At 45.4% G+C, this 19,064-nt stretch carries 13 protein-coding genes; 12 read left to right on the top strand and 1 reads right to left on the bottom strand.

Annotated elements, in window-relative coordinates:
• Positions 1-20: 20 nt before the first annotated feature.
• The 11 genes from uvrC (at position 21) to EV212_RS03800 (ending at position 14,677) form a co-directional block, all read left to right on the top strand.
• Positions 21-1,889, top strand: a complete 1,869-nt coding sequence (gene uvrC, locus EV212_RS03850; protein WP_132089104.1) for an excinuclease ABC subunit UvrC — start codon at positions 21-23, stop codon at positions 1,887-1,889.
• Positions 1,890-1,947: 58 nt separating this feature from the next.
• Complete coding sequence (gene hprK, locus EV212_RS03845; RefSeq protein WP_132089101.1) at positions 1,948-2,904, top strand: HPr(Ser) kinase/phosphatase; 957 nt, start codon at positions 1,948-1,950, stop codon at positions 2,902-2,904.
• A 1-nt stretch (position 2,905) separates the two neighbouring features.
• A complete protein-coding gene (locus EV212_RS03840) occupies positions 2,906-3,910 on the top strand; it encodes an ROK family glucokinase (RefSeq protein WP_132089098.1) in 1,005 nt (334 codons plus the stop codon).
• Positions 3,907-4,824, top strand: a complete 918-nt coding sequence (gene murB / locus EV212_RS03835; RefSeq protein WP_132089095.1) for a UDP-N-acetylmuramate dehydrogenase — start codon at positions 3,907-3,909, stop codon at positions 4,822-4,824. Before EV212_RS03840 ends, murB begins: the two co-directional genes overlap by 4 nt.
• Before the next feature lie 16 nt (positions 4,825-4,840).
• On the top strand, positions 4,841-5,716 hold the full coding sequence (gene rapZ, locus EV212_RS03830) for an RNase adapter RapZ (protein WP_132089093.1): 876 nt from the start codon (positions 4,841-4,843) through the stop codon (positions 5,714-5,716).
• 34 nt (positions 5,717-5,750) lie between these two features.
• Positions 5,751-6,701, top strand: coding sequence for a DNA-binding protein WhiA (gene whiA / locus EV212_RS03825; RefSeq protein WP_132089090.1), 951 nt, complete (start codon positions 5,751-5,753; stop codon positions 6,699-6,701).
• Between the two features lie 27 nt (positions 6,702-6,728).
• Complete coding sequence (locus EV212_RS03820) at positions 6,729-6,983, top strand: HPr family phosphocarrier protein (protein ID WP_132089087.1); 255 nt, start codon at positions 6,729-6,731, stop codon at positions 6,981-6,983.
• Positions 6,984-7,072: 89 nt separating this feature from the next.
• On the top strand, positions 7,073-10,528 hold the full coding sequence (locus tag EV212_RS03815) for a pyruvate carboxylase (protein WP_132089085.1): 3,456 nt from the start codon (positions 7,073-7,075) through the stop codon (positions 10,526-10,528).
• Positions 10,529-10,695: 167 nt separating this feature from the next.
• Positions 10,696-12,438 (top strand): peptidylprolyl isomerase, encoded by a 1,743-nt coding sequence (locus tag EV212_RS03810; RefSeq protein ID WP_207669058.1) that lies wholly within the window; start codon positions 10,696-10,698, stop codon positions 12,436-12,438.
• A 51-nt stretch (positions 12,439-12,489) separates the two neighbouring features.
• A complete protein-coding gene (locus EV212_RS03805) occupies positions 12,490-14,022 on the top strand; it encodes a Na+/H+ antiporter NhaC family protein (RefSeq protein ID WP_132089079.1) in 1,533 nt (510 codons plus the stop codon).
• Positions 14,015-14,677: a C39 family peptidase gene (locus EV212_RS03800; RefSeq protein ID WP_132089076.1), complete on the top strand. Its 663-nt coding sequence runs from the start codon at positions 14,015-14,017 to the stop codon at positions 14,675-14,677. Before EV212_RS03805 ends, EV212_RS03800 begins: the two co-directional genes overlap by 8 nt.
• A 58-nt stretch (positions 14,678-14,735) precedes the next feature.
• Here the strand turns inward: EV212_RS03800 and EV212_RS03795 are convergent, their stop codons facing one another.
• Entirely contained in the window at positions 14,736-15,389 is a 654-nt protein-coding gene (locus tag EV212_RS03795; RefSeq protein ID WP_132089072.1) for a chloramphenicol acetyltransferase, read from the bottom strand.
• A gap of 172 nt (positions 15,390-15,561) precedes the next feature.
• Between EV212_RS03795 and EV212_RS03790 the strand changes: the two genes are divergently transcribed.
• Positions 15,562-19,026 carry a DNA polymerase III subunit alpha gene (locus EV212_RS03790; protein ID WP_132089069.1) on the top strand — a complete coding sequence of 1,155 codons (3,465 nt, stop codon included), beginning with the start codon at positions 15,562-15,564 and terminating at the stop codon, positions 19,024-19,026.
• Positions 19,027-19,064 lie beyond the last annotated feature (38 nt).

Raw genomic sequence — 19,064 nt, 5'->3', positions numbered from 1 at the left:
AAGCAGGAGGAGTTTCCGGGATGTTTGATATTGAAGAGGAATTAAAGAAGCTTCCGGCGAAACCCGGCGTCTATCTGATGCACAATGAACGGGATGAAATTATCTATGTGGGTAAAGCTGTCCGGCTGAAAAATCGGGTGCGCCAGTATTTTCAGGACAGCCGGAATCTGACGCCGAAGATTGCCCGGATGGTGAGCCATATTGCCCGGTTTGAATATATTATTACAGATTCGGAGCTGGAAGCCCTTGTTCTGGAATGTAATCTGATCAAAGAATATCGTCCGAAGTATAATACGATGCTGACGGATGATAAAACATATCCATATATTAAAGTGACGACGGGGGAAGCCTATCCGAGAATTTTATTTTCCCGATTAATGAAAAAGGATAAATCCAAATATTTTGGACCCTATACAAGTGCAGGAGCTGTGAAGGATACGATTGAACTTCTGAGGAAAATCTATAAAATACGGACGTGCCATCGGAACCTGCCAAAGGATATCGGCATTGGACGGCCGTGTCTGTATTATCATATCGGCCAGTGTGATGCGCCCTGTCAGGGAAATATTTCCCAGGAGGATTATCAGAAGCAGATTCATCAGGTCCTTCAGTTTCTGGGCGGGAATTATGAGCCGGTGATTCAGATGCTGACGGAAAAAATGATGCAGGCTTCCGAGGCTATGGCTTATGAGAAGGCGATGGAATACCGGGATTTGATTCGAAGTATCCGGCAGATTACGGAAAAACAAAAAGTGACAAGTTCTCAGATGGAGGACAGAGATGTCATCGGTCTGGCCCGGGCAGGCAATGAAGCGGTGGTTCAGGTCTTTTTTATTCGGAACGGACGACTGATCGGCCGGGATCATTATTATCTCACCGGTGTGGAGAATGAGAGTCGGGCCGGGGTGCTGACTTCCTTTGTGAAACAGTTTTACGGTGAGTCACCGTTTGTGCCAAGGGAATTGATGGTTCCGGAAGGAATTGAGGATGAGGAGATCATTTTGCAGTGGCTGTCTGAAAAAAGGGGCCAGAAGGTTGCTTTGAGAGTGCCGAAAAAGGGGCAGAAAGAGCGGCTGGTGGAATTGGCCTGTAAAAATGCCATGAATATTTTGAATAAGGACAGTGAGAAAATGAAACGGGAAGAAGCCCGGACCGTAGGTGCAGTGCGGGAGCTGGCCGATCTGCTCGGATTACCGCTGCTGACCCGCATGGAGGCCTACGATATATCGAATACCAGCGGTTTTGAAAAGGTTGGATCTATGGTCGTCTATGAAAAAGGAAAGCCGAAGCGGAGCGCTTACCGCAAATTTAAAATCCGGGATATTCAGGGGCAGGATGATTATCACAGTCTGGAAGAAGTTTTGACCCGGCGCTTTACCCATGGGCAGAGAGAGCAAAAAGAACTGGAAGCGAAAAATATGGATCCGGCGATGGGAAGCTTTTCGATGTTCCCTGATCTGATTTTGATGGACGGCGGAAAAGGTCAGGTGCATATTGCTCAGAAGGTATTGATGGAACTGGGGCTGGATATTCCGGTCTGCGGCATGGTCAAAGATGATTTTCACAGGACCCGGGGGATTTATTTTGATGATGAGGAGATTGCTATTGACAGAAACTCGGAGGCCTTTCGGCTGGTGACCCGGATACAGGATGAGGCCCACCGATTTGCGATCGAATACCACCGAAGTCTGCGCAGTAAGACTCAGGTCAAATCGATTCTGGAGGATATACCGGGGATTGGCGAAACACGGCGTAAGGCGCTGATGCGTTATTACGGGGATATACAGAAAATCCGGGAAGCTTCCGTAGAAGATTTAAAACAGGTGCCGTCGATGAATGAGAAGGCAGCGGAATCGGTCTACGGGTTTTTCCGAAAACAGCCGCATTGATGTTGTCCGGCGGATATGATATACTTTAGAGACCGTGAATAACGAAAGGGGTAAAAAAATGTTTGATAATATACCGACAAATTACCATGTAAAATTGAGCAAAATTATGGAGCCGCTAAAATTAACCCTTCTGAATCCGGAAGTGGATGTAGATAAAGTGGAAATACGCCAGTCGGATGTGAATCGTCCGGCCCTGCAGCTGGCAGGCTTTTTTGAACATTTTGACTTTGAACGTCTGCAGATTGTGGGCATGGTGGAGAGCGCCTATGTTGAAATGAATTATGAAGACCATGGTGTAAAGATGTATGAGAAAATTTTTCAGGCCGGGATTCCGTGTATGGTTTTCTGCCGGAATCTGAGACCGGCGGATGAGGTCATTGAACTGGCAACACGGTATAAGATACCGCTGATGCTTTGTCCGGACGGCACCTGTGGCTTTATGAATAAAGCGATTCGTTTTCTTCAAGAAGAATTGGCGCCGAGAATCTCTATTCACGGTGTTTTAGTGGATGTTTTTGGAGAGGGCGTTCTTATTATCGGTGAGAGCGGCATTGGTAAGAGTGAAGCCGCGTTGGAGCTGATCAAGCGTGGGCACCGTCTCGTTTCTGATGATGTGGTAGAGATTAAGAAAATCAGTGATACGGAGCTTGTCGGTACGGCACCGGATATTACCCGGTATTTTATTGAACTTCGAGGGATAGGTATTGTCAATGTGAAATCTCTGTTTGGTATCCAGAGTGTCCGGGAGACTCAGAAGATCAGTCTGGTCGTTAAACTGGAAGCCTGGGATCGGGAGCGGGAATATGACCGTCTCGGTCTGGACGAGCAGTATACCGAATATCTTGGCAATAAAGTTGTCTGTCATTCCATCCCGATTCGTCCGGGACGAAATGTGGCCGTGATCGTTGAATCAGCAGCGATTAATTATCGTCAGAAGCAGATGGGGTATAATGCGGCTCAGGAATTGTACCGCAGAGTGACAGGAAACCTTCAGGGAAAGCAGGATGAGTTTTAGCATGAAGAAGTGGACGATTGGTGTGGATGTGGGCGGAACAGAAATTAAATTCGGCCTGTTTGGGGATAGCCTAAAAGAGAAATGGTTTATCCCGACAAACGTGTCGGAACATGGTTCTCATATTCTTCCGGAAATCGCGGAAACTATTGTTGATAAATGCCGGATCTTTGGTGTGGATATAACCAATCTGGCAGGGGTAGGTATGGGGCTTCCGGGACCTGTGCCTGACGGAAATATGGTCAGAGGATGTGTCAATCTTGGCTGGTCGAATGTGGCAGCGGCCCGGGAATTATCAGAGCTTTTGGCCGGAGCATTCAGTTGCCAGCCGGAAGATATTCCGGTGCGTGCCGCCAATGATGCGAATGTGGCGGCTCTGGGTGAAATGTGGCTGGGCGGCGGAAAATCCTGTAAAAGTCTGATCATGGTCACCCTGGGGACCGGCGTGGGCGGCGGTGTTGTCATTGATGGCCGGATATATAACGGCGCTTCGGGCTGTGCCGGTGAGATCGGACATATCATCTGTGTGGATGAAAAGGATATTACGGGAAACTGCAGCTGCGGCAACCGGGGATGCCTGGAACAGATAGCATCGGCGACGGGTATCGTGAAGTATGCCCGGCATTATCTGGATGAAACGGACATACCATCTGTATTAAGAGAATTACTGCGGGAGAAAGGGAATATCAGTACGAAGGATGTGTTTGACGCTGGAAAAAACGGAGATGAGGCGGCTGAACAGATCATCGATACGGTGACCAAATATCTCGGACGTGCTCTGGCAGGAATTTCCGCGGTGATAAATCCGGAATGTATTCTGATCGGAGGCGGAGTTTCGGCTGCCGGAGAATATTTAAGGGAAAAGGTCGCCCATCATTTCAGAGAACAGGCATTTTCAGAACTTAAGAACACGCCGGTGCGGCTGGCGGTCCTGGGAAATGAGGCAGGAATTTTCGGTGCGGCCTATATGATGATTTCTGAAAGAATGAGAGAGGATAGCATTTTATGACATTAGCAGAACAATTAGAAACTGTGATCGGGCAGGGGCAGGTTTGTGAGAATGAACCGATGAAAAACCATACGACGTTTCGAATCGGAGGGCCGGCGGATATTTTTGTATGTCCGAAGACGGAAGAAGGCCTGATCCGTGGATTAAAATGGTGTAGAGAGAAAAAAATTTCTTTTTATGTTATAGGAAATGGAAGCAATCTGCTTGTAGGCGATAAAGGTTTTCGGGGGGTTGTTTTTCAGGTATGCAAAAACCTTGATTTTGTGGAGACAGAAATTACACCATCGGGAATCTGTGTCCGTGCAGGCGCCGGTGTGATGTTGGCAAAGCTGGCCAGGGATGTTTCAGCCAGAGGCTATACGGGCTTTGAATTTGCCACGGGAATACCGGGAACGCTTGGCGGAGCTGTTACAATGAACGCAGGAGCTTATGGCGGAGAAATGAAACAGGTTCTTGTATCTGTCCGGGCGGTTAACATGGCTGGCGAGGTCCTGGAAATTTCTTTAAAAGATCTGGAACTGGGATATCGTACCAGCCGGATCCAGAAAGAAGCTCTGATTGTCTTATCGGCGGTCTTAAAGTTTGCCCGGGGTGATGCAGAAGCCATTTTGGAACAGGTAGAGGAGCTTTCAAGACAGCGGAAGGAAAAACAGCCGCTGGAATATCCGAGTGCAGGCAGTACCTTTAAACGGCCGGAGGGGTATTTCGCAGGCAAGCTGATCCAGGACGCGGGTCTGAAAGGCTATCGGGTCGGTGATGCCATGGTATCGGAAAAGCATAGCGGTTTTGTGATTAATGCAGGAGCGGCCACGGCTTCTCAGGTACGGCAGTTAATGCAGGATGTGGATGCGATCGTCTATGAAAAGTTTCAGGTACATCTTGAACCGGAAGTGAGGATGATCGGAGAGTTTTAAAGGAGGAGGCAGACAGATGCGTTTTGTTGTTGTGACAGGAATGTCCGGAGCGGGAAAAAGCTCTGTATTAAAAATGTTGGAGGATATCGGGTATTTTTGCGTGGATAATCTTCCGGTGCCTCTTTTGCCTAAATTTGCAGAGCTTGTGTCCGTTCAGGGAGAAAATGCTATGCATCAGGCCGCTCTTGGCATTGATATACGAAGCGGTGAAGGCCTGGCGACAGTGAATAAAGTTCTTGAAAATATAGAGGATTTGAAAATAAATTACGAGATCCTGTTTTTAGATTGCGAAGACGCAGTTTTGATCAAACGCTATAAGGAGACGCGTCGGCAGCATCCGCTGGCTGTGGGCGGCCGGATTGAAGATGGAATTAAAAATGAGCGGAAAAAGATGAAGTTTCTAAAACAAAGAGCGGATTATATCATTGATACGAGCCAGATGCTGATCCGGGATTTAAAAGGCGAGGTAGATAAAATTTTCGTTAAAAATGAACCCTATCAGAACTTTTATCTGACCGTATTGTCTTTTGGTTTCAAATATGGCATTCCGACAGATGCAGATTTAGTTTTTGATGTTCGGTTTCTGCCGAATCCTTACTATGTAGAAAGCCTTCGTAAAAAGACAGGAAATGAACCGGAGGTCCGGGATTATGTGTTGAATTGTAAAGAAGCCGGCATGTTCTTGGATAAGGTTGAGGATCTGCTTGTATTTCTTGTACCCCAATATATTAAAGAGGGAAAAAATCAACTGGTGATTGCTGTTGGCTGTACTGGCGGTAAACATCGTTCCGTGACGATGGCCAATGGAATTTATCATCGGCTGGCAGCAAAAAACTACAGTGCAAAGGTGGAACACAGGGATGTGTCCAAGGATGCGCTCAGAAATAAATAAATCCGGTCCCGGAAGGATGGATTGAGGTGGTAACATGTCTTTTTCAAGTCGTGTAAAGGAAGAATTGTCCTATCAGACAGGAAGTGCCATGCATTGCCGCATCGCTGAGATTGCGGCAATTTTGAGTATGTGCGGACAGATTTTTCAGGAAGAAGATGGGAAAGTATCGATAAAAATACAAACAGAAAACCTTGCGGTCGCAAGAAAATACTTTACATTGTTGAAAAAAACATATAATATAGATGTTGATATATGCATAAGGAATCATATTCATACTGGAAAGAGCCGTACATATATCCTGGATGTTGCAGACGATTATGCTGCCAGGAAAATTTTGAGTTCGGTAAAGTTTATGAATGGCGACGGAGAGATTGAGGAAGACTATGCGATAGTTCATTTAATGATCCTCCGGAAAGCATGTTGTAAACGTGCGTTTTTACGAGGCGCATTTTTGTGTGCCGGTTCTATCAGTGAACCGGAAAAAACCTATCATTTTGAAATTGTATGTATGACACCGGAGAGGGCTCAGCAGATATGCGATATGATGAAGACATTTAATATCGACGGAAAGTGTATTACCCGAAAGAAGTATCACGTCGTGTACATTAAGGAAGCGTCTCAGATCGTAGATATGCTCAATGTCATGGAAGCCCATGTTTCACTGATGGAATTGGAGAATATCCGTATTTTAAAGGAAATGAGGAACTCTGTAAATCGGCGTGTAAACTGCGAAACGGCAAACATTTCCAAAACAGTGTCTGCGGCGGTGAAACAGATTGAGGATATCACGTATATCCGGGATACCGTAGGATTCAGTGAATTGACTGATGGACTAAAGGAGATTGCAGAACTTCGGCTGCAATATCCGGAAGCATCGTTGGTCGAACTGGGGAAATTGTTGTCGACCCCTGTGGGTAAGTCGGGTGTAAATCACCGATTACGTAAGTTGAGTGTATTAGCGGACGAATTGAGGTCCGGAAATTAGCAAAGGCTAGAAAGGCAAGGTACAATTATGGTTTCAAAGAGCATGACGATTAATATTCCAAAAGGGCTGGAAGCCCGGCCGGTAGCATTGCTTGTTCAGGTGGCAAGTCAATACGAGAGCAGCATTTACGTGGAGATTCAGGAAAAAAAGGTAAATGCGAAGAGTATTATGGGAATGATGAGTCTTGGTCTGGCCGAAGGCGAAAAGATTACGATCATTGCGAATGGACCGGATGAAGACGCTGCAGTTGATGCAATTGACAAATATATTTCAAAGCAATAATAATGTAAACATATTCCTTAAATCGAAGGCGCGGGAAGGCGCCTTCGATTTTCTAAAAATATGAGACAAAAAGAAAGGGTGAAAGAGAGATGAATACGAAGGGAATCAGAAAATTTAAGAAAGTACTGGTTGCAAACCGGGGAGAAATCGCAATTCGTATTTTTCGTGCTTTAAATGAACTTGGGATTGGTACTGTCGCTGTTTTCTCAAAAGAAGATAAGTATGCCATGTTCCGCACAAAGGCAGATGAAGCCTATTTATTAAATCCGGATAAAGGACCAGTAGATGCTTATCTGGATATCGATACCATTATTCGTATAGCAAAAGAGCATCAGGTAGATGCCATCCATCCGGGTTATGGATTTTTATCTGAAAATCCATATTTTGCAGAGGCTTGTGAAAAGAGCGGAATCGTATTTATCGGACCGACAGCGGGCATGATGCGGGCTATGGGCGATAAGATCTCTTCAAAGAAAATGGCGATGGAAGCCGAAGTGCCGACGATTCCGGGGATTGACAAGGCTGTGGAGAATTATGAGGAAGTCGAAAAAGCAGCTGATTTTATCGGTTATCCGGTGATGTTGAAAGCTTCTAACGGCGGCGGCGGCCGAGGGATGCGTATTGTGAATTCGGCGGACGAATTGGAGAAAGCCTATCGTGAAGCGAGAGAAGAATCCAGAAAAGCTTTTGGCGATGAACAGATTTTCATTGAAAAATATTTAAGAAGTCCAAAACACATCGAAGTTCAGATCCTGGCAGACAATCATGGCAACGTTGTCCACCTTTATGATCGTGACTGCTCTGTGCAGAGACGTCATCAGAAAGTTGTGGAATATGCACCGGCTTTTACCGTACCGGATGAAGTACGTGAGGAAATTTTTTCAAGTTCGATTCGTCTGGTAAAACATGTGGGTTACCGGAACGCCGGAACACTGGAATTCCTTGTCGATGATCAGAATCACCCATACTTTATTGAAATGAATCCAAGAATTCAGGTAGAGCATACCGTTTCCGAAATGGTTACGGGAATCGATATCGTACAGTCACAGATTATGATTGCTGAGGGATATGCCCTTGATTCCGGGGAAATTGGTATTCCGTCCCAGGATGCGGTACATCTGAACGGCTATTCCATTCAGACTCGTATTACAACAGAGGATCCGGCAAACAATTTCCTTCCGGATACAGGAAGAATCAATGTTTATCGTTCCGGTTCAGGAAATGGTCTTCGTCTGGATGGCGGTAATGCCTATACAGGAGCGGAAGTTCTGCCATATTATGACAGCCTTCTTGTTAAAGTCATTTCCTATGACCGTACGTTTAAAGGTGCTATACGCAAATCGCTGCGTGCACTGAAAGAAATGCGTATCCGTGGTGTTAAGACAAATATTCAGTTTCTGATCAATGTGCTGAATCATGAAACCTTCCAGGAAGGTAAATGCTATACGACATTTATCGAGGAGACGCCGGAACTTTATGAGTTGAGAAAAGTTCAGGACCGGGCGACAAAGATTTTGGAATTTATCGGCGATAAGATCGTTAATCCTCAAAATGGTGAGAAACCTTACCTGGATGCCCATCGTCCGCCGGTCTTTGATCAGAAAAAAACAATTTACGGTGCAAGGGATGAATTCCTGAAGTTGGGCGCAGAGGCATTTACCCAGAAAATTCTCAGAGAAGACCGTCTCTATGTGACCGATACGACCATGCGAGATGCTCAGCAGTCTCTGTTTGCAACTCGTATGCGTACAAGAGATATCATTGATGCGGCGCCGGCGGCTAATGCCTTCCTTGCCAATGCTTTTTCGGCGGAAGCCTGGGGCGGCGCAACCTATGATACGGCTTATCGTTTCTTAAAAGAATCTCCATGGCGCAGACTTTCCACATTGCGTCAGCTGATGCCGAACACATTGATTCAGATGCTGATTCGTGCGTCGAATGCGGTTGGATACAGCAATTATCCGGATAATGTGGTCAAGGAGTTTATTCAGGTTTCCGCTGGCCGCGGTATTGATGTGTTCCGTATTTTTGACAGCTTGAACTGGATGGAAAATATGAAGATGCCAGTGGAAGAAGCCCTGAAGACCGGAAAGATCGTAGAAGGCGCTATCTGTTATACGGGTGATATTTCTGATCCAAATGAAACGAAATATACGCTGGATTACTATATGAAGAAGGCGAAAGAAATCGAGGCTATGGGCTGTCATATCCTGACAATTAAGGATATGGCGGGACTTTTGAAACCATATGCGGCAAAGACCCTGATCACAGAGTTGAAAAAGGAATTGAACATTCCGGTGAACTTACATACCCATGACACAACGGGCAGCGGTGTCAGCACCGTACTGATGGCTGCGGAAGCCGGTGTGGATATTGCGGATATGGCGATTGAATCGATGAGCTCTCTGACAAGCCAGCCATCTATGAATACGATCGTTGCCACTCTGAAGGGAACAGAGCGGGATACAGGCCTTGATCTGACGGAACTTCATGAATTGAGCGAATATTATGCCCGCGTGCGTGAGGTATATAAACCGTTTGAGAGCGGCATGTGTACACCGAATGCTGAAATCTATAAATATGAGATTCCTGGCGGTCAGTATTCCAACCTTTTGGCCCAGGTCAAAGATATGGGTGAAAAAGATCGTTTTGATGATATCAAACGTCTGTATAAAGAGGCCAATGACCTGCTTGGAAATATTGTAAAAGTTACGCCGACCTCTAAAGTCGTTGGTGATCTGGCAATTTTCATGTTTAAGAATAACCTGGATAAAGATAATATTCTTACGGCCGGAAAAGATCTTTCTTATCCGGAATCGGTTGTAGAATATTTCAAGGGTATGATTGGTCAGCCGGACGGCGGCTTCCCGGAAGAATTCCAGAAGATTGTTCTGAAAGGTGTTGAACCGATCAGCGTGCGTCCGGGCACCTTGCTGGAGAGTGTGGATATTAAACAAATTGAAGCTTACTTAAAAGGAAAATTTGATTTGTCATCATTTACGCCATTGGAGATTCGCCAGAAAGCAGTCAGCTATGCCCTCTACCCGAAGGTATACGAAGATTACTGCAATCATCTGGAAGCTTACAACGATGTATCTCAGCTTCAGAGCCATGTTTATTTCTATGGTCTGAGACCGAGAGAAGAGACAGTTGTAAATATCGGTCAGGGCAAGACATTGATTATCAAATACATCAGTAAGACTGCAGCGAATGATGAAGGAAAATGTACATTGACCTTTGAAGTAAATGGCGCTGTCCGTGAGATCGTGGTTGAAGATAAGAATGAAATCGTTCATGTAAATCAGAAACCGAAGGCAGATAAATCCGACCCGAAACAGATTGGTTCCTCCATTCCTGGAACCGTATGTCAGATTTTTGTTAAGAAAGGAGATAAGGTCGATGTCAATACACCGCTTCTTGTTGTGGAAGCCATGAAGATTGAAACGACCATTGTTTCAAAAACTGCCGGCGTGGTGGATGAGATTTTTGTCACTGAAGGTGAAAAGGTTAATTCCGAAGATCTGTTGGTAACATTTAAACTGTAAGGATAAGAGAATTCTCTCCGGTCAAACCTTGAAATGGTTTCTTCCGGGGAGAATTTTCTGTATTTTTTGTGAAATTACTGTTATTTTTTTCAGAAATATTGTAATATTACATATAAGATTTCAGGAAGGAGAGGCACAGTCAGAATCTGAACTTAAGATTTTGTTCTGTGGGAAAAAGTATGTCTGATAAAGAGAAAAAACAAAATGGACAGGCGGACGGAGTAAATTCACAGAAGCCTGAAAAGAGGATGACGAAGTATGATTTGAAGATGCAGCGTCGGAAAGAAGAGGAACTGAGACAGCAGAGAAAAGCCAGATATTCGGCGATTATCGGTGCAGTCATCCTGCTTCTCATCGTGGGCGTGCTCGGATGGAAATTTTATGATGGATATCAGGACAAACACGGCACTTATGTGACGGTCGGAGATCATGATGTTCAGCGGTCGGAATATGAATATTATTATTACAGCGGCATCAATAATCTATACGCCTACTATGGGAACTATCTGAGCTATATGGGACTGGATTTATCAAAACCGTTGGATGAGCAGGCCTACATGGAGAATATGACATGGAAGGATTATTTTGATCAGCAGGCAGTTTCCCAGTTGAAACAGGTATATGCGCTGACAGATGCGGCGGAAGCGGCCGGATTTGAGTATGATGCATCGGCGGATGTGGATGATTTTGCAGAATCCATAGAGACTGGCGCGGCGAATGCCAATATGAGCGCCGCCGACTATTTGAAATCTTCTTACGGAACACTGGCGACGATGGATAAGGTGAAAGCCTATGTGGAAAAGAGCAGTATCGCTACCGCTTATTATAACAGCATTGAGGATGCGACAGAAATAACCGACGAGGAAGTGTCGGATTATTATGATGAAAATAAAGACAATTACGACTCGGTGGATTATCTGGCATGCAAAATTGCAGCAGATATGCCGGAGACAGAGACTGTCGCAGCAGAAGAAACAACAGCGCCTGAAACAGAGACGGGCGAGACAGAAACCCTGAGCGAGGAAGAAAAGGCTGCCCAGGAGGCTGAGAAGAAAGCTGCAGAAGAAGCAGCTATGACAGCGGCTAAAGAAAAGGCCGATGAAATGCTGGAACAGATTTCAGATGAGTCGTCTTTTGAAAATTTATATGCAGACTATGCGACGGACACGGCTGTTGAACTGCGGAAAACAAATGCAAAAAAATCATCAATCTCACCAACCGGGGTTGGACAGTGGCTGTTTGACAGCGCACGTCAGGCTGGAGATACAACCGTGATTGAAGATACCACCGGCAATGCTTATTATGTGGTTTACTTTATCGACCGTTATCTGGACCATGCAAAGACGGTCGACGTACGTCATATTCTGATACGTTCCAGCGCGGAAACGACGGATGAAATGACGGATGAGGAAAAGGCAACAGCCGAAGAAAATGCAAAGGCTGAGGCAAAACAGAAGGCCGAAGATATTTATGCAGAGTGGAAGAATGGCGATGCAACAGAGGACAGCTTTGCAGCATTGGCAGAAGCAAACAGCGAAGATACCGGTTCAAACACAAATGGCGGTCTGTATGAAGCTGTGACGAAAGGTCAGATGGCCGCTTCCTTTAACGACTGGATTTTTGATGATGCGAGAAAACCGGGAGATACGGAGATTGTCGAGACGGAGTATGGCTATCATGTGATGTATTTTGTGGGAGATAATGCGGAAGCATGGTATGTGAATATTGAAAATACGTTGCGCACAAATAAGATGCAGGAATATATCACAAATCTGACTGCCGATATGGAAGTTATCGATGAACGCGGCAATATTGATTATTTACATGTGGCTGAGACCGAAACTGAATCGGTAACAGATACGGCGGCTGAGACTGAAACTCAGGAAGAAACAGAGTCTGCGGACAAATAAGATTTGGCCGAAAGGTAATATGTACATCAGAAAAAGGGGGAGAATGTTTTTATGGATGGTGTGATGTTTATCGGAACATGGTGGTCTCTGGTGCCTCCGCTTTTGGCGATTATTCTGGCGTTGGTAACAAAAGAGGTTTACAGTTCCCTGTTTATCGGTGTGGCCTTTGGGGCGCTTTTGTATGCAGGGTTCCAGCCATGGAACGCCTTTATGGCATTTTTTGATATTATGAAGAGCAGTATGAATTTGAATATTTTGATTTTTGATGTACTGCTTGGAATGATCATCGTCCTGATGGCCAAGTCCGGTGGTTCAGCGGCCTATGGAAAGTGGGCAGGAACGAGGATCAAGTCAAAAAAGAGTGCCATGCTGGCAACGACAGGGTTAGGTGTCCTGATCTTCGTTGATGATTATTTTAACTGTCTGACGGTTGGTTCAGTCATGCGTCCGGTTACAGACCGCTTTAAAGTATCCAGAGCAAAGCTGGCCTATATTATTGATGCAACGGCGGCTCCGGTATGTATTATTGCTCCGGTTTCCAGTTGGGCCGCAGCGGTAAATTCCTATGTGCCGGCAGATGCAGGAATTACCGGTTTCCAGTTGTTCCTTCGGACGATTCCGTACAATCTGTATGCGCTGCTGACGCTGGCGATGGTACTGTATATTGTCATTACCGGATTTGACTTTGGATTGATGAAAAAACATGAGCAGAATGCAGCTAAAGGGGATTTGTTTACCAGCGGCGCGGAAGAATTTGAACAGGTTAAAGCGGAAGAAATCTCTGCGAAGGGACGGGTGTTTGATCTGGTCCTGCCTGTAGCGGTCCTGATCGTTTCTGCCATCGGTGCCATGATCTATACGGGCTTTCTGGGCGGTGCAACGGATATTATTACGGCCTTTGCCGGCTGCGATGCAGAGACAAGCCTGATTTTTGCAACGATGCTCACGATTTTGTTTATGCTGTTTTTATATCTGCCGCGCAAGGTGGTTACTTTTAAGGGCTTTATGGATAGCTTTGTGGAAGGCTTTAAGCTGATGATTCCGGCGGTGGCCATACTGATTTTTGCCTGGTCCTTAAAAGGCGTGGGTGATGCCCTTGGGATCGCCCAGTTTGTGGAAGGAGTTGTCGGAAGCAATACTTCGGCCAGCGTATTTATTCCGGCCATCATGTTTATGATCGCCATATTCCTGGCTTTTTCGACAGGGACAAGTTGGGGAACCTTTGCTATTCTTGTGCCGATCGTCATTGCCATGTTCCCGGGAGCAGACCGTTTGGAAATGATGATCATTGCTGTTGCGGCTGTCCTTGCCGGCGCAGTCTGCGGCGACCATGTATCGCCGATTTCGGATACGACGGTCATGTCTTCAGCGGGAGCCCAGAGTAACCATATTAACCATGTATCAACCCAGATGCAGTATGCGACAGTTGTTGCTGTAGTTTGTATTGTCGGTTATGTTATTGCCGGTTTTGTGAAAATCTGGTGGGTGACACTGGGACTGAGTCTGGCTATCTTATTGATCATACTGACCTTTATGCGGAAGTATGTGGAAGGAAAGGACAGAAAGGCAGTTTCTGATGATTAAAATCAATGTGCCCTATATTAGTCAGAAGGGCAGATATCCTACCGGGTGCGAAAGTGTGTCGACGGTGATGCTCCTGCAATTGTTAGGCTATGAGATTTCCGTTGATGAATTTATTGAAAATTATCTGGATTGCCATGGGTTTGAAATGCGGGACGGCCAGCTTTATGGGCCGGACCCGAATGAACATTTTTGCGGCAGCCCCTTTAATGAAGATGATTTCGGCTGCTATGCACCGGTCATCTGCAAGGCTCTGGAAAACGTTTTCAGAAGATGTGCCCCGAAGCTTTCGGGAGAAAACGGTGGTTCAGATATGGCTTACAAAGCGGTGGATGAAACCGGAGCACCGATTCACGAGCTCCTGGAACGATATATAGATAAGGGAATGCCGGTGATTTTCTGGGCCTGTATCGATATGCGGGAACCGATTGTCGGGCCGGAATGGAAGTTACTGGATACAGGGGAAATCTTTACCTGGATTTCCAATGAACATTGCATGCTTCTTGTTGGCTATGACGATGACGGTTATTACTTTAATGACCCTTATGAAGACCATGGGGTTGTGTATTACCCTAAACAACTGGTCGAGGAACGGCACCGGGCCCAGTATGGGATGGCTGTTGGTGTGTGCAGAAATAGAAGTATTATAGATAAGTGATCATAGAAAATCTTCCTGAAAGAATGGCTTCAAGATTCTTTCAGGAAGATTTTTGCTTTTAGTTTAACCAATCCTGATAGTGATCGGCGATTTCCTGCACGGTGTTGATCAGCAGGGACGTATGATAGCCGTCAGATACTATATGCTGAACATAGGCAGAGAATGGCAGAAGCATCTCTCCATTTTGTTCAAAATATTTTCCGCATAAAATGATTGGGAAAAGAAGGGGTGATTTCATTGGCGTATCATAGCACTGAGCGGTATAAGAAAGCCAGGGCACACAGGAAATCGGTGTAAAGTTATCCGGCTTATCCGGTTTTGTTTTTACACCTTTCACATCTTTCCAGGTTTCCATATCCTGGACGCAGGTCTTATAAAAAATAGAAAAGTCTTTATTGTATTCCGACCAAATATCTGAAAAGGTGTGGTCATCCTTGTGAAATATGGTGTAAGACGGGTGACATTCGTCCCAATAGCCCAGACGATGTTCGCCATCGTGCGCCATACGCATTTCTTTGATTCGATTGACAGCGGTGGATACTATGTAAAGGTATACCGGATAAAAACGCAGTCCCCGCTGTTTGATTTCCTTTAAAAGATTTGTGATTTTAATGTTCGCGTTTAAAGTATAGCTGGAATGGACGAATGTCTGATAGTATTTGTAATGTTCGCGGCGTTCCCATGTATCCATATCAATTAAATGAAAAGCCATAAAATTCCCTCCCTGGTCGATTGTTGATTATCAAATGTTTTAAAAGTATTATAGAGAATCCAAAGGAAAATAACAAGATATATTGCAGGGTTTTCAAATTTCTCTGTTTTATGTTATACTGGGAGCAGTTGCAAAATGGCGAATAATAGATAAATGATAAAGGTGATTTTGAATGGCATTTACCCATTTACATGTGCATACAGAATATAGTTTGCTGGATGGTTCCAACAAGGTGAAAGAGCTGGTGGCCCGGACGAAGGAACTTGGAATGGACAGTGTGGCGATCACAGACCACGGTGTCATGTACGGTGTGATTGAATTTTACAGAGCGGCTATGGCGGCGGGAATCCGGCCGATCATTGGCTGTGAAGTTTATGTGGCGCCGAAGTCCCGGTTTGATAAGGCGGGACAGCAGGATAATAAATACAATCATCTGGTGCTTCTGGCAGAGAATAATACAGGTTATCACAATTTAATGAAGCTGGTTTCCAGAGGGTTTACCGAAGGCTTTTATTACAAGCCGAGGGTGGATATGGAAGTGCTTCGAGAGTATCATGAGGGTATCATTGCGCTCAGCGCCTGTCTGGCAGGTATCGTGCCCGAATATATTCAGAAAGGGCTCTATGAGGAGGCCAGGCTCAGAGCGTTGGAGCTGGAAGAGGTCTTTGGCAAAGGAAATTTCTTCCTGGAACTTCAGGACCATGGCATTCCAGCGCAGAAAACAGTGAATCAGAGTCTTTTGCGGATGAGTCAGGAAACGGGGATTGAACTGGTGGCGACCAATGATATTCATTATACCTATGCGGAGGATGAAAAACCTCACGACATTCTGCTTTGTATCCAGACGGGCAAAAAGGTTGCCGACGAGGATCGTATGCGCTATGAGGGCGGTCAGTATTATATCAAATCTGAAGAGGAAATGCGCAGGCTTTTTCCATATGCAAAGCAGGCCTGCGATAATACCCATAAAATTGCTGAGCGCTGTCATGTGGATATTGAATTCGGAAAATATAAACTGCCGGAATTTCCTGTCCCGGATGGCTACGATGCCTGGAGTTATTTGAATAAACTGACATGGGACGGTCTGGCGAGACGCTATGACCATCCGGATGATATGTTAAAAGAACGGTTGGAATATGAACTTTCCACCATTAAGAATATGGGATTTGTGGACTATTTTCTGATCGTCTGGGATTTTATTCATTATGCCAAAAGTCAGGGCATTGCTGTGGGACCAGGGCGTGGCTCTGCGGCGGGAAGTCTTGTGTCCTACTGTCTTGAGATTACAGATCTGGACCCGATCAAATATAATCTCCTCTTTGAACGTTTCTTAAATCCAAACCGGGTCACCATGCCGGATATCGATGTGGATTTTTGCTTTGAGCGGCGGCAGGAAGTCATCGATTATGTCGTTGAAAAATATGGCAAAGACCGGGTGGTTCAAATCGTGACTTTTGGTACAATGGCGGCCAGGGGGGTTATTCGTGATGTGGGCCGGGTGCTGGACTTGCCTTATGCTCAGGTGGACACGGTGGCGAAAATGATTCCGTCGGAGTTGAATATTACCATAGAGTCTGCCCTGAAAAAAAATCCGGAGCTGAAAAAAACTTATGATTCGGATCCGGTGATCCATGAGCTGATTGACATGTCCAAACGTCTGGAAGGACTTCCGAGACATACGTCCACCCATGCGGCAGGCGTCGTGATCAGTCCGAAGGCGGTGGATGAATTCGTGCCGCTGTCAAGAGGTGTGGATGATTGTGTGACGACCCAGTTTACGATGACGACACTGGAAGAGCTTGGCCTTTTGAAAATGGACTTTTTAGGGCTTCGGACGCTGACGGTCATTCAGAATGCAGTAAATCTGATCAATCGCCATCGGGAAAAACCTTTAAATATGCACGATGTTGATTATGATGATGCAAAGGTCTATGAAATGATTGCTTCCGGCAAAACCGAAGGTGTGTTCCAGCTTGAAAGTGCCGGAATGAAGAGCTTCATGAAAGAGTTAAAACCGTCCAGTCTGGAAGATATTATCGCGGGGATTTCGCTTTATCGTCCGGGGCCGATGGATTTTATTCCGAAATATATTAAAGGAAAACAGAATCAGGCATCCATTGTCTATGATTGTCCGGAGCTGGAAGAAATTCTGGCGCCAACCTATGGCTGTATCGTTTACCAGGAACAGGTTATGCAGATTGTTATGAAGCTGGCCGGCTATGACCTGGGGCGAAGCGACCTGGTGCGCCGTGCCATGTCCAAGAAAAAAGCGGATGTGATGGCAAAGGAGCGAGAATACTTTGTTTATGGAAACAAAGATTTGAATGTGCCGGGATGTATCGCCCGGGGAATTGATGAACGGGTGGCCAATAAAATTTTTGATGATATGACAGATTTTGCCAAATATGCCTTTAATAAGTCTCATGCAGCGGCCTATACCATCGTATCTTATCAGACAGCATGGTTAAAATATTATTATCCTGTGGAATTTATGGCGGCGCTGATGACATCGGTCATTGATTTCCCGACAAAGGTAGCTGAATACATTATGGAATGCCGGAAGATGGATATTAAGATTCTGCCCCCGGATATTAACGAGGGTGAGAGAGACTTTTCCGTATCCGGAGGCAATATCCGTTATGCACTATCAGCCATTAAAAGTGTGGGTCGTTCCGTTATTGATAATATTGTTAATGAACGACAGGAACATGGCCCTTTTGTCAGCCTGAAAGATTTTATTGAGCGGCTGTCCGGTAAAGAGGTAAATAAGCGGACGGTAGAAAGCTTCATCAAATCGGGTGCCATGGATGGACTTCATGCGACCCGGCGTCAGCTCATGATGGTCTATGTCCAGGTGATGGATCAGGTTAATCAGGAACGGAAGAAGTCGATGACCGGCCAGATGACTTTGTTTGACTTTGTATCCGATGATGAAAAAGCGGAATTTGATGTGCATTATCCAAACGTTGGTGAATATGATAAAGAATTGAAGCTGGCTTTTGAAAAGGAAGTGCTTGGCGTTTACATCAGCGGTCATCCGCTGGAGGAATATGCAAAGTTTCTGATGAAGAATGTTACGGCGGTCACTACGGATTTTTATGTGGATGATGAGACGGGAGAAAGCCGGGTGAGGGACAATCAAAACGTTATTATCGGCGGTATGATCACCTCAAAGACAGTCAAAGTGACAAAAAATAATAAGCTGATGGCTTTTATTTCCCTGGAAGATCTGGTCGGCACCGTAGAGGTTCTTATCTTCCCGAATGATTATGAACGTCATCAGAAATATCTGGAGGAAGATCAGAAAGTATATATCCGGGGGCGGGTGTCTGCTTCGGAAGACCAGCAGGCGAAGCTGATTTGTGAGAAAATCGTTCCGTTTGACGAGATTCCAAAAGAAATATGGATAAAATTTGATAGTAAAGAAAACTACATGCAGCGGGAACAGGAATTGTACCGGATGCTGGAGTTAGAAAGCGGAAAGGACAGGGTTGTTATTTTCTGTGCCAGAGAAAAAGCAGTGAAACGGCTGGAAAACCGCTATGCGGTGCAGGGAGACGATCGGGTCGTCGGGATGCTCCGAAAAGCCTTTGGTGAGGAAAATGTAAAACTTCAGCAATCCGTCTTGAAAAGGTAGGAAATCTGTATTAAAATATCAAGATAAAATCGTTGTCA

The sequence above is a fragment of the Frisingicoccus caecimuris genome, from assembly GCF_004340975.1.
GTDB lineage: Bacteria > Bacillota > Clostridia > Lachnospirales > Lachnospiraceae > Frisingicoccus > Frisingicoccus caecimuris.
This window is presented reverse-complemented; position numbering and strand designations above follow the sequence as displayed.

Bases quoted from the DNA above. Each gene is read 5' to 3' on its own strand.
- uvrC (WP_132089104.1), top strand. From the start codon at position 21: ATGTTTGATATTGAAGAGGAATTAAAGAAGCTTCCGGCGAAACCCGGC.
- hprK (WP_132089101.1), top strand. From the start codon at position 1,948: ATGTTTGATAATATACCGACAAATTACCATGTAAAATTGAGCAAAATT.
- EV212_RS03840 (WP_132089098.1), top strand. From the start codon at position 2,906: ATGAAGAAGTGGACGATTGGTGTGGATGTGGGCGGAACAGAAATTAAA.
- murB (WP_132089095.1), top strand. From the start codon at position 3,907: ATGACATTAGCAGAACAATTAGAAACTGTGATCGGGCAGGGGCAGGTT.
- rapZ (WP_132089093.1), top strand. From the start codon at position 4,841: ATGCGTTTTGTTGTTGTGACAGGAATGTCCGGAGCGGGAAAAAGCTCT.
- whiA (WP_132089090.1), top strand. From the start codon at position 5,751: ATGTCTTTTTCAAGTCGTGTAAAGGAAGAATTGTCCTATCAGACAGGA.
- EV212_RS03820 (WP_132089087.1), top strand. From the start codon at position 6,729: ATGGTTTCAAAGAGCATGACGATTAATATTCCAAAAGGGCTGGAAGCC.
- EV212_RS03815 (WP_132089085.1), top strand. From the start codon at position 7,073: ATGAATACGAAGGGAATCAGAAAATTTAAGAAAGTACTGGTTGCAAAC.
- EV212_RS03805 (WP_132089079.1), top strand. From the start codon at position 12,490: ATGGATGGTGTGATGTTTATCGGAACATGGTGGTCTCTGGTGCCTCCG.
- EV212_RS03800 (WP_132089076.1), top strand. From the start codon at position 14,015: ATGATTAAAATCAATGTGCCCTATATTAGTCAGAAGGGCAGATATCCT.
- EV212_RS03795 (WP_132089072.1), bottom strand. From the start codon at position 15,389: ATGGCTTTTCATTTAATTGATATGGATACATGGGAACGCCGCGAACAT.
- EV212_RS03790 (WP_132089069.1), top strand. From the start codon at position 15,562: ATGGCATTTACCCATTTACATGTGCATACAGAATATAGTTTGCTGGAT.